Raw genomic sequence first — 10,901 nt, forward strand, 5'->3', positions numbered from 1 at the left:
CAAAAATTGTGACAGTTATTTAACAATTACTTAGCCAATTTCTTTAGATCAGCAACTTCTTGTGGTGTTAGTTCCCGGTGATCACCAGCATTTAAGCCATCTAATGTCAAGAAGCCAAATTTTTCTCGTTTTAGTTTCTGTACCGGCGTACCTATTGCTTCAAACATTCTTCTTACTTGCCGGTTCTTACCTTGATGTAAAACGACTTTAATAATCGCTGTTTTTTTCTTTTGGTCAGTTGACATTAGCTTAACTTGTTTTGCTTTCAGTATATCTCCATCAGAACGGATTCCCTTCTTAAACAATTGTAGTTTTTCTTTAGAAGGTATTCCCTCTGTTTTTACGATATATTCTTTATTAATCTGATGACTCGGGTGTAATAATAAATTTGTAAAATCTCCATCATTGGTCATAATTAATATGCCTGACGTATCATAGTCTAGTCTACCAACAGGATACAGTCTTTCTTGATATTCTTCAAAGAAATCAGTCACTGTCTTACGATTTTTATCATCCGATACACTGGTAATCACACCACGTGGTTTATAGAAAAGAAAATACAATAATTTTTCCTTTTCAATCGGTACTCCCTCTACTTTCACTTCGTCTTGATCCGTAACTTTGGTTCCTAATTCTGTCACTACTTTACCGTTTACTTCAACAAGACCATTAACGATCATTTTCTCTGCCTTTCTTCTAGAAGTGATGCCACTTTTGGCAATTACTTTCTGAAGTCGTTCCATATTATGCTCACACTTTCTCTCAAGATTTATGTTATCATTGTTAACCATGACATTTATTTCGTATACATGAAAAACAGTAGCGCTTTACAACCGAGCGCTACTACAAGAATAACCACGAAACAATAATTACTGAAACTATTATACCAATAAAATCTGCAATCAGTCCAACTTTTAAAGCATTCCCCATCTTTTTAATCCCGACCGCACCAAAATAGACCGTTAATATATAGAGGGTAGTATCCGTACTTCCTTGCATGGTAGATGCCAGTCTACCTAAAAAGGAATCTGGACCATAGGTTTTGATGATCTCAGTTGTTATACTTAAGGCGGCTGTTCCTGAAATCGGACGTAATATAGCCAATGGTGCAATTTCTGCTGGTATTCCAACCTTTGACAATAATGGTTGTAATAAGCTGATAAAAGCATCTAAAGCACCTGAACTTCTAAGGATCGCAATGGCAACTAACATTCCTAACAAAAAAGGAAGAAGAGAAATCGACATTTTTAAGCCTTCTTTCCCACCTTCCACAAATACTTCATATGCTGGAACTTTTTTTATAATGGCCACAATTAATATCATCATTACTGTCACTGGAACTAACCAGATACTTATGATCGTCATCCATTCGACCATACTTAAACTCCTTTCCCTTTAGCTGCATAGCGATTATTTTTCCGTCTTTTTTGTAATAAACGATCAATGGTTATCGCTGAAATAGTTGTAATAAATGTAGCCAAAATCGTACTTGCAACAATTTCAGTCGGCGCAGCTGAATCATACTCCATACGAATGGCAATTACTGTTGTTGGTACTAGTGTAAGGCTGGAAGTATTAATAACTAGAAATGTAATCATGGAGTTACTTGCTTGATCAGATTTGCTTATTTTCTTCATCTCTTCCATTGCTTTAATTCCCATCGGTGTTGCTGCATTTCCTAACCCAAATAAATTCGCAGAAAAATTAGCAAGAATATAACCCATTGCAGGATGACCATCTGGAATTTCAGGAAATAACCGTCTTACAATAGGCCTGAAAAGTTTAGCAAAGCCACTCAATATTCCAGCTTGCTCTGCCACTCTCATCATACCTAGCCAAAAAACTAATACACTAGCTAAACTGATAACCAATGTTACAGCATCACTCGCCCCTTCAAACAATGCCTTATTTACCTGTTCCATCGTTCCATTAAACATCGCATACACAATTCCGATTATTGCCATTAATGCCCAAATAACATTAATCACTATTATCACCAAACAATCGTTTTACTTGTTCCCATAAAGAAGTCCAGAACGTTGTATCTTCAGCTTCCTTGACTGTATGGTAGTAAAGTGCTGTTTCCGTAATTGCTTCATCATTTAAATAGAAGACTCGCTCTCCAATTTTGTCAAAATCCGACGACGTACGACTAACATAATTTTTATAGCTAATATTTTCCATTTCGTTTTCTGATAAAGGATAATAGACAGGTTCTTGAATTTCTGCTGTGATTTTAAATTCCTCACTCGCCTCTAATTTTATTGTGGTTTTTTCTTGCAATTTTTGCAGTGGAAACCGCTCAAATCCCCATTCAAATAAATTGATATGATCTTGCCAATCACTCGGTGCATCTAACGTGACGACAATTAATGTTTGTCCATTTTTTTCAGCAGTAGATACAAGTGTTCTTCCAGCAGCTTTTGTATAACCTGTTTTTCCGCCATTACTATACTCATATAATTGGGTAAGTAATTTGTTTTTATTAATCCAGGCATAATCACGTGCAGATGATTGATAAGAAGAAGTACTGGAAATTTCTCTAAAAATTTCATTCTCCATGGCATATTTTGTTAAAAGCGCCATGTCATATGCTGTTGAATAATGTGTTTTAGAATCAAGCCCATGGGGGTTATCAAAATGACTATTTGTCATACCTATCCATCTGGCTTTTTCATTCATCAGGAAGGCAAAGCCCTCTTGACTTCCACCAATATGTTCACTAATCGCAACGGCTGCGTCATTTCCTGACCTTAACATTAACCCATAAACAAGATCTTCTAAAGTTATCTTATCTTCTTTTTTTAGATAGATAGATGATCCCTCAGTTGATATTGCATTATCGGAAATATTAACATACTCGTCTAGCTTATTCGATTCAATCGCTATAATTGCTGTCATAATCTTTGTTATACTTGCAATAAGTGTTGGATTATCTGCATTTTTTTCATATAGTACTCTTCCAGTCTCTTGATCCATTAAAATGGCACTTTCTGCCGAAACATCTACCGCTGCCTTTACATTCGGTTGTGGTAATAAAACAAAGATTAATATAAACGAAAGAATATAAATTATCGGTCGCATGACACACCTCATCTCACTTTGCATATACGTTAGTACCATTCTATGCAGACAAGCAGTGCATATGACTAGAAAACAAAACCCTTATGTTCTAAAGATATCATTTCAAAGTAATGACGAGGTTTTCCCCTTACTTAGGTTATTATCCCTGTGAAAGTGCATAAATAACGTATTTTAATCACTTATATGGTTTTAATACCTATATGCTTCTTCTGATATTCGTTGTAGAAAATGGTATATCGGAGGCAGCCGAAGCGATTTCCTTGCACACGATAACTTCCATCATATGGTTATAGGCTTTCCTACTCTATAAAATAAACCCCTGTAACTTTTAAAGCTACAGGGTTAGTCGTTCATATTTTGTAGTCGGTCGAAGAATAGGTCAGCCTCTTGCTCTATATCGATTTCGTTAATATCTTCAGGTAAAGGTGGTAAATCTTCAATAGAACTTAATCCGAAGTAAGTTAAAAATTCGATCGTCGTTCCAAACAATATTGGTCTACCTACTCCTTCTCTACGCCCCACTTCCTCAATTAATGCTCTGGAGATAAGGGTTTGTAGTGGACGTTCGCTTTTAACACCCCGAATCTGTTCAATTTCAGTTCTAGTGATCGGTTGTAAATAAGCAATAATCGCTAGTGTTTCTAGTGCAGCTTGTGATAACTTAGCTTGTACTTTAGCTTCTTTTAATTTCGTAAAATATTCACTGTGCTCTGGCTTGGTGGTTAAAAATAACACTTGTTGTGATTCCATCAACATAATGCCTCGTTTAGCATGTTCATATTCGAATTTTAATTCATTGATTAGATGATCAGCCATATCTTTATCCAAGTCTAACACTTTTCGAATTTCTTTCTTATGTATGCCTTCGTCTCCTGCAGCGAATATTAACCCTTCCATAATCGCCTTAATATCATTTATATCCAACTTGATTACCTCCATCAATCATTAAGACTGGTATCGATATACCATCAATTCATCCAACTGTTTCTCCTGTTTGCAATTTATCTTTTTTTGTTTCATTAATTCCAATAACGCAATAAATGTTGCAACAATGTAAGTTCTTGTTTTGCTTGGGAAGAGTTGATAAAAAGAAATCGGTTGTTCGAGTTGATTTACTTTTTCCATGATTTCATCCATCCGTTGATCGATCGGGATTTCTTGACGCTGAACCGAAGTTTCCATTGGTCGATTCCATTTTTGCCTTTCCAAGACCTTCCCAATTGCTTCTATCATGTCATATATATTGGCGGCACCTTCTGGTAATTGATATGGTTCTTCCTGCCCCAGTTGAAGTGGTGGTCTTGTATGAACTTGGCTTTGTTCCACTTCTCTTTCTTTAAGATGTTCCGCAGCTTCCTTATATTTTCGATATTCAATAAGACGCCGCATCAATTCTTCACGCGGGTCTTCTTCATATTCTTCCTCAATTTCCACAGTTGGATTAGGTAATAATAGCTTGCTTTTGATTTCCAGTAATGTTGCTGCCATTACTAAGTATTCACTTGCAATATCAAGCTCTAATTGTTGCATTGTATGAATATAAGCCATATATTGTGCAGTTATCTCTTTTACTGGAATATCATAAATATCAATTTCGTATTTATTGATAAGGTGTAATAATAAATCTAAAGGACCTTCAAACGTTTCTAATTTAACGTGATAATGGTCGGGCATATGAATACCTCCAACATAAAAATAACAGATTTTATAGGCTAATTATTATAAACGCCTATACCATATAAATTAAAATGCATACATTAATCTCGAGAAATCAATTTTTTAATTGATTAATTAAATCTTTAGGAGGTTTGAAAATGGGATACTCTTACGGCGGTGGCTTTGCTTTAATCGTTGTGTTGTTCATTCTTTTAATCATTGTTGGTGCTGCTTGGTTCTAGAATAAAGTTTACCATAGCTTATCGTCACTTCGGCGATAAGCTTTTTAATTTAAATTAGAGATTATGTTTTTTTTACTTAAAAGAACCTTTGCTATTTCATGATTAGCAAAGGTTCTTTACGATTTTATTCATCCGTATTTGCATTGCATCTTTGTAGAAATTTATCTGTCTGTTTATTTGCAATCACTTCGTAAGTGGTACCATAATGATTTTTTAAAGCATTGACCATTTTCTTCCCTATTCCCAAGTTACGGTGAGAAGGATTGACTGTAATATGCTGGACAACTGCAGATTTAGTTTCTTGATCCAGATAAACTCCAATAGCACCTAATACATCTTCTTCTTCTTTCCAAAGAAAAAGTTGCCAATCTTCATTCGTTTCGTATTCTTTTATCGTATCCTGCAGCTTTGATACTTCTTTTTCTTCGGGCATAAAGGAAAGTAAACCCATTGCTATTTTTTCAAATCTTTTTTTAAAGCGAATTAACATATTGAACCCCTCATTATTCATAACAATTCATATAGTGATATGTTATGTTTTCATACAAAAGTCGTTACTATTAATTATTTCCAATTACTAGGAAGAAAATACAATTCCAAACCAATAATAACAACCCCACACAATACTTAATACTAATAAAACAAGAAAAAGTATACCATTTTTTCTATGCATTTCTATCGTTCCTTCGAGTTCATAGATTATGAGCTTTCCTTCACTTACAATATTATATTACCTTTGGGATGTCAATCCTTATCTAATTATGACAACTTTTATTGTTTATAGATCCGATACACGTACACTTTTCATTGCATCACCTTGCCGTATACGAAGTACTGTATCCATACCTTCTGTTACTTGACCGAATACAGTGTGAACACCATCAAGGTGTGGTTGAGCTTCATGAACTAAGAAAAATTGGCTTCCACCAGTATCTTTACCAGCATGAGCCATTGATAATGAACCAGCAACATGCTTATGTGGGTTCCCTTCTGTTTCACATTTAATGGTATATCCAGGTCCACCCATTCCAGTACCCGTAGGATCACCGCCTTGTGCTACAAATCCAGGGATCACACGATGAAAAACAACCCCATCATAAAACTTATCATTTGCTAATTTCTCAAAGTTTGCTACCGTATTGGGAGCCGCATCTTCAAATAACTCAATTTCAATTCTTTCACCATTTTCAAACTCAATTACTGCTTGTTTCATTTTTATCCTCCTATTCATATGACAAGTCATTTTGAATCATATCTCTAAATGACTCTCGTTTAATAACCAATTTATCTTGCCCATCTTCTACAAAAACTACGGCAGCTTTAGGAAAACGATTATAATGATTAGACATCGAGTATCCGTAAGCACCTGTTGATAAAACAGCTACAATATCATCCTGATTGACTTTTGGTAATTCGATATCCCAAATTAACATATCACCAGATTCACAACATTTACCTGCAAGTGATATTTCTTCTTTTTCGTCTCCGTTGACATTATTTGCAATTACAGCAGCATATTTTGCATCATAAAGTGCTGGTCGGAGATTATCTGTCATTCCTCCATCAACTGACACATACTTTCTAACATTCGGTATTTCTTTTACAGAACCAATTGAATACAACGTTAATCCGGCATCTCCAACAATAGAACGTCCAGGTTCTATCCAAATTTCAGGAAATTTCATCTCATGTTCTTTCACTTGCTCGCTTATTTTATCAATTGTAGCTTTAACATAAGTTGAAAGTGGTAGAGGCTCATCATTATCAGTGTATCGGATACCAAATCCACCACCCACATTTAAAACTTCTGATTCGAAATTATAGCGGTCTGCCCAATCTTTCAATGTTTGGAAAAGCCTTTCGATCGCCATTGTAAAACCATCCGTTTCGAATATTTGCGAACCAATATGGCAATGCAGCCCTTTCACATGAATCTTATCTACATTTTTCAATTTCTGTAAAGCTTCTTCAGCTTGTCCATTTGTTAAATCGAAACCGAATTTAGAATCTTCATTACCAGTTAAAATGTAATCATGTGTATGTGCTTCGATTCCTGGCGTTACTCTTATTAATACATTCATTTCTTTATTCTGTTCGTTTAATACATGTGTTAATAAATCAATTTCATGAAAATTATCCACTACAATGCACCCAATATTATGCTCAACGGCCATAGAAAGTTCATCTAGACTCTTATTGTTTCCATGCATATGAATTTTTTCTACAGGGAAATTCGCTTGCAAGGCTGTATATAACTCTCCTTGTGAAACAACATCCAAGCTTAAATTCTCCTGTTTGGCAACTTGTATCATTGCTATAGATGAAAATGCTTTACTAGCGTATGCCACCTGTGCTTGTACACCACGTTCTTTAAAAGTATCAACAAACGCCCTCGCGTTCTCACGAATTTTATTTACGTCATAAACGAATAACGGGGTGCCGTATTTTTTTGTTAAATCAACTGCATCCAAGCCGCCAATCGTTAAATGGCCATCCTGATTAACCGAAAATGGATGTAACATAATTGAACCCTCGCCTTCTCTCTGGCTACTATCTCTATTCTTCAAACAAAAATCCCTTATCCCCATCTTTTCAATCAAAGACAGGTAGACAAGGGATAAAAGAATTCCCATTTCTACAAAATCTAAAAAAGTATAGAATTAATTTATCACAGGCTCATCTTCACTTCAAGTGATTATGTTTAAGATTATGCTTGTTTTTGATTATTTTTAGGTCTTACTATACTTGGTCTTGTCTTTGACAAAGGCATGGACACTCGGAATAGTATCTGCCATAATGCCTTGTCATTGAATGGCATAAATGGCCATAAATATGGAGTTTGTAAGGATCTTGTAGACATTAATAACATTAGAATAATCGTAATTCCGATAACAAAACCTTTCACTTGAAAGAAAAAGGTTAATATAACTAATACAATTCTGGCCATTTTATTTGCTACACTTAGCTCATAACTAGGTGTAGCAAATGTTCCTATTGCACTAATCGCAACATATAAAATTACTTCTGCACTAAATAAACCTACATCTATTGCTATTTGCCCGATTAAAACAGCAGCAATCAAACCCATTGCAGTTGATAATGGTGTTGGTGTATGAATGGCTGCCATCCGTAAGAACTCAATACCGATATCTGCCAATAAGATTTGAACAACAATTGGTACATTTCCTGTTTCTTGAGGTCCTATAAATTGTAATTGTTCAGGTAATAAGGCTGGTTCTAATACAAGTAACATCCAAAGTGGTAATAAAAACAATGAAGCTAAAATCCCTAGAAATCTGATCCAGCGTACAAAGGTACCAACTGCTGGAGATTCTCGGTATTCTTCTGCATGTTGCACATGATGAAAATAAGTGGTTGGCACAATAATCATACTTGGTGAGGTATCAACCATAATCAAAATATGCCCTTCCAATAAATGAGAAGAAGCAACATCAGGTCGTTCTGTATACCTGACAAGAGGATAAGGATTAAATCCTTGATGAACCAAGTATTCCTCTACCGTCTTATCTGCCATCGAAATACCATCCACTTCAATTTGGTTTAATTCAAATTTTATCAAATCCACAAGTCCGTTGTCTGCTACATCCTGTAAATAGGATATACAAATATCTGTTTTAGATCGTTCACCAACTTGCACCATTTCATGGCGTAACCGTTCATCTCTTATTCGTCTTCTGGTCAGAGCCGTATTTTCAATAATATTTTCTGTATAACCATCTCGTGAACCTCGTACAACTTTCTCTGTATCAGGTTCTTGAGGTGACCTACCTGGATAATGTCTAACATCAATGATAAAGCATTCTTCTTTACCATCAACAAAAATAATCAGAAGTCCTGATAACATCTGATCAACCGCTTCGTCCATAGTTTTTGCCTTTTCAACCTGTTGATGAACTATACGGTTATTTAGCAAATCATATAAATCAGTATCCACATTCTCATCATCATTTATTGAAATTAATTTTTTCATAACTTCAATCACAAAATCCGTATCGATCAAACCTGTCACATAATATAACTGTATTTTTTTCTTTAAAATTGTAAGTTCTCGAAATCCGACATCGAAAGATACACCAATACCTAATCTGGATTTCATGTATTCTTGGTTTTTTTTAAGTAGTTGGCTAACAGGTGTCTTGTTTTCATTTTTAGTCATAATGAACTCCTTCACTATAAAATATCAACAAAAATAATCCATTGAAACAATGAACCGGCTATTTTGCCGATAACTATTGCCATTAATAACCAGAGCAATTCTTTATCAATTCCTAACCTTTTCATCAAGATCGGAAAAACATTTAATACTTCTGTTAATGCTGCGGCTAGCATTCCAATAAAGATGCCATGTAATAATCCCCAAAAGGCTAGTATTAAAACTGGGATGTTCAGCGTCCATTCCGTAAAAGTTAGATATGTTCCGACCATGGCACCTATAATAACGCTCGCTTGATAATGATTCATCCATTCATTAGATTTACTCAACTGTACTAATCTAGGAATAATTCCTAAAACAGTTAAAAAAGCTACAAAGCCCGATCCCACCATTAGCCCTGATCCAAAACCTATCGATATCTCTGCTAGGATGTATAGTAAATCACGAGTCATCAGGTTTATTTAGAACGTTCTCATGATAAATTAAATAGTGATCAAGGTCTTGCTGATAGTTAAACATTTCAACTTCTAACGGGCTCGGTTCTTCATTAAAACGTTTTTTAAAAATATGATTAAAAAATAAAATCATCCCTAAGCCTAAGCCGATTGAATAGGGGATTTGAATCCATAGCGGTTTATCTTTTTGTTCCCCAGTTAACAAATAATACAACCCTTGATGTACCTCTTCCATACTGACATCATAATGAAAATTCATAATAGCCATCGCAGATCCTATACAGAGAAGTAGCCAAATCAACAAGATTAAAAAGAAATTAGCTTTTTTATCACTTTTTTTAATCTCTACAATTACTTGGTTTGCTCCTAATAATTCAACAGTAAGAAACGGATAAGATTCTACCAACTTATCTAATAATTGAAAGCCGTCAATAACAGATACATTTTTGTCCTCCTCTGTTATTTGATAAATCTTTAACGTTTCCAACTGTTCTATATAATCAATATTTCCGGTGACAAAAGCAATATCTTTTAATGTTAATAAATGCTGTTTTTTCACTGCAATCTTCTTTTTAAGTCGTATATAAACCTTTTCTTCCTGCACATTTCATCATCCTTTTACTATTAGCTTGTGAGGAAAATTCTGTTCTTAGTATAAGTTGATTTTAAATATTCATTCATATCGATATGGAAAACCATACGAAACCCACCCTGCTTTTTTTACTTAATACGTAGTAGATACAAACTGTGAATTTGTGTAGGGTTAACTTTTTCTTTTTCTAATTGATAATGAGTGCTTGATCGTCACTGCGGAAAAATACTCCCTTTCCAGGGGCACGGCCTCAGTTAACTTGGTAAAGAAAACCACTTTACCAAGTGGATCTTCGGCTCGCGCTCTTCCCCTAGGAGTGTCGCATTTTTCCGCAGCTTAGAATAGTGTTTTGGTAAAGTGACAGGAAAGCCAAAAATAAAAGTTCCAGAAGTTCTACTCTCCTAATAATTAAAACACTAAAATGAGCGGAGGCAGAATACGAAGACTCCTGTGGGACAGCGAAAGCTGAAGATCCACTTTGTGAAGTGCTTTTCTTCACAAAGTTAGCTAAAGCCGAGCCCACGGTATAGGATACACTGCGAAAGCTTGCTTAAGCAGATGTTGACTTATGCCCTTTGGGTAAAAGCGCATTATTCTGCCGGAGCGGTGCTATGACACTCCCTTCAAGAAAGATTGGAAGAAAGCAAATCTAAATAGTATAACTTCGCAGTTTATGTTTATTGTTCTCTATTTTTTCT

13 protein-coding genes are annotated in these 10,901 nt (G+C 35.1%); 1 reads left to right on the top strand and 12 read right to left on the bottom strand.

Features of this window, described 5'->3' with window-relative positions:
- Nucleotides 1-26 precede the first annotated feature (26 nt).
- The 6 genes from ACTWP4_RS15970 to ACTWP4_RS15995 form a co-directional block, all read right to left on the bottom strand.
- Complete coding sequence (locus ACTWP4_RS15970) at nt 27-743, bottom strand: pseudouridine synthase (RefSeq protein ID WP_443129778.1); 717 nt, start codon at nt 741-743, stop codon at nt 27-29.
- A 100-nt stretch (nt 744-843) separates the two neighbouring features.
- Nucleotides 844-1,377 carry a spore maturation protein gene (locus ACTWP4_RS15975; protein WP_443129779.1) on the bottom strand — a complete coding sequence of 178 codons (534 nt, stop codon included), beginning with the start codon at nt 1,375-1,377 and terminating at the stop codon, nt 844-846.
- A 2-nt stretch (nt 1,378-1,379) separates the two neighbouring features.
- Nucleotides 1,380-1,988, bottom strand: coding sequence for a nucleoside recognition domain-containing protein (locus ACTWP4_RS15980; RefSeq protein WP_443129780.1), 609 nt, complete (start codon nt 1,986-1,988; stop codon nt 1,380-1,382).
- On the bottom strand, nt 1,981-3,084 hold the full coding sequence (locus tag ACTWP4_RS15985) for a D-alanyl-D-alanine carboxypeptidase family protein (RefSeq protein WP_443129781.1): 1,104 nt from the start codon (nt 3,082-3,084) through the stop codon (nt 1,981-1,983). Before ACTWP4_RS15985 ends, ACTWP4_RS15980 begins: the two co-directional genes overlap by 8 nt.
- 342 nt (nt 3,085-3,426) lie before the next feature.
- The gene (gene scpB, locus ACTWP4_RS15990; RefSeq protein ID WP_443129782.1) at nt 3,427-4,008 is read right to left on the bottom strand and encodes an SMC-Scp complex subunit ScpB; all 582 of its coding nucleotides are present in this window, start codon (nt 4,006-4,008) and stop codon (nt 3,427-3,429) included.
- Between the two features lie 21 nt (nt 4,009-4,029).
- Nucleotides 4,030-4,758: a segregation/condensation protein A gene (locus ACTWP4_RS15995; protein ID WP_443129783.1), complete on the bottom strand. Its 729-nt coding sequence runs from the start codon at nt 4,756-4,758 to the stop codon at nt 4,030-4,032.
- 140 nt (nt 4,759-4,898) lie between these two features.
- On the opposite strand from ACTWP4_RS15995, the gene ACTWP4_RS16000 reads away from it, so the two are divergent.
- Nucleotides 4,899-4,982 (top strand): YjcZ family sporulation protein, encoded by an 84-nt coding sequence (locus tag ACTWP4_RS16000; protein ID WP_018931611.1) that lies wholly within the window; start codon nt 4,899-4,901, stop codon nt 4,980-4,982.
- Between the two features lie 124 nt (nt 4,983-5,106).
- On the opposite strand, the gene ACTWP4_RS16005 is transcribed toward ACTWP4_RS16000, so the two are convergent.
- From ACTWP4_RS16005 to ACTWP4_RS16030, 6 genes are all read right to left on the bottom strand, one after another.
- Nucleotides 5,107-5,472: a GNAT family N-acetyltransferase gene (locus ACTWP4_RS16005; protein ID WP_443129784.1), complete on the bottom strand. Its 366-nt coding sequence runs from the start codon at nt 5,470-5,472 to the stop codon at nt 5,107-5,109.
- Between the two features lie 288 nt (nt 5,473-5,760).
- Nucleotides 5,761-6,195: a peptidylprolyl isomerase gene (locus ACTWP4_RS16010; protein WP_443129785.1), complete on the bottom strand. Its 435-nt coding sequence runs from the start codon at nt 6,193-6,195 to the stop codon at nt 5,761-5,763.
- Between the two features lie 10 nt (nt 6,196-6,205).
- A complete protein-coding gene (lysA, locus tag ACTWP4_RS16015) occupies nt 6,206-7,504 on the bottom strand; it encodes a diaminopimelate decarboxylase (RefSeq protein ID WP_443129795.1) in 1,299 nt (432 codons plus the stop codon).
- A 185-nt stretch (nt 7,505-7,689) separates the two neighbouring features.
- The gene (locus tag ACTWP4_RS16020) at nt 7,690-9,159 is read right to left on the bottom strand and encodes a spore germination protein (RefSeq protein WP_443129786.1); all 1,470 of its coding nucleotides are present in this window, start codon (nt 9,157-9,159) and stop codon (nt 7,690-7,692) included.
- Nucleotides 9,160-9,173: 14 nt separating this feature from the next.
- Nucleotides 9,174-9,608 (bottom strand): stage V sporulation protein AB, encoded by a 435-nt coding sequence (locus ACTWP4_RS16025; protein WP_443129787.1) that lies wholly within the window; start codon nt 9,606-9,608, stop codon nt 9,174-9,176.
- Nucleotides 9,598-10,215, bottom strand: coding sequence for a stage V sporulation protein AA (locus tag ACTWP4_RS16030; protein ID WP_443129788.1), 618 nt, complete (start codon nt 10,213-10,215; stop codon nt 9,598-9,600). Before ACTWP4_RS16030 ends, ACTWP4_RS16025 begins: the two co-directional genes overlap by 11 nt.
- Nucleotides 10,216-10,901: the final 686 nt, after the last annotated feature.

Origin of the sequence: Gracilibacillus sp. D59, assembly GCF_052246695.1 — a bacterium.
Classification (GTDB): Bacteria; Bacillota; Bacilli; order Bacillales; family Amphibacillaceae; genus Gracilibacillus.

Bases quoted from the DNA above. Each gene is read 5' to 3' on its own strand.
- ACTWP4_RS15970 (WP_443129778.1), bottom strand. From the start codon at position 743: ATGGAACGACTTCAGAAAGTAATTGCCAAAAGTGGCATCACTTCTAGA.
- ACTWP4_RS15975 (WP_443129779.1), bottom strand. From the start codon at position 1,377: ATGGTCGAATGGATGACGATCATAAGTATCTGGTTAGTTCCAGTGACA.
- ACTWP4_RS15985 (WP_443129781.1), bottom strand. From the start codon at position 3,084: ATGCGACCGATAATTTATATTCTTTCGTTTATATTAATCTTTGTTTTA.
- ACTWP4_RS15995 (WP_443129783.1), bottom strand. From the start codon at position 4,758: ATGCCCGACCATTATCACGTTAAATTAGAAACGTTTGAAGGTCCTTTA.
- ACTWP4_RS16000 (WP_018931611.1), top strand. From the start codon at position 4,899: ATGGGATACTCTTACGGCGGTGGCTTTGCTTTAATCGTTGTGTTGTTC.
- ACTWP4_RS16005 (WP_443129784.1), bottom strand. From the start codon at position 5,472: ATGTTAATTCGCTTTAAAAAAAGATTTGAAAAAATAGCAATGGGTTTA.
- ACTWP4_RS16010 (WP_443129785.1), bottom strand. From the start codon at position 6,195: ATGAAACAAGCAGTAATTGAGTTTGAAAATGGTGAAAGAATTGAAATT.
- lysA (WP_443129795.1), bottom strand. From the start codon at position 7,504: ATGTTACATCCATTTTCGGTTAATCAGGATGGCCATTTAACGATTGGC.
- ACTWP4_RS16020 (WP_443129786.1), bottom strand. From the start codon at position 9,159: ATGACTAAAAATGAAAACAAGACACCTGTTAGCCAACTACTTAAAAAA.
- ACTWP4_RS16025 (WP_443129787.1), bottom strand. From the start codon at position 9,608: ATGACTCGTGATTTACTATACATCCTAGCAGAGATATCGATAGGTTTT.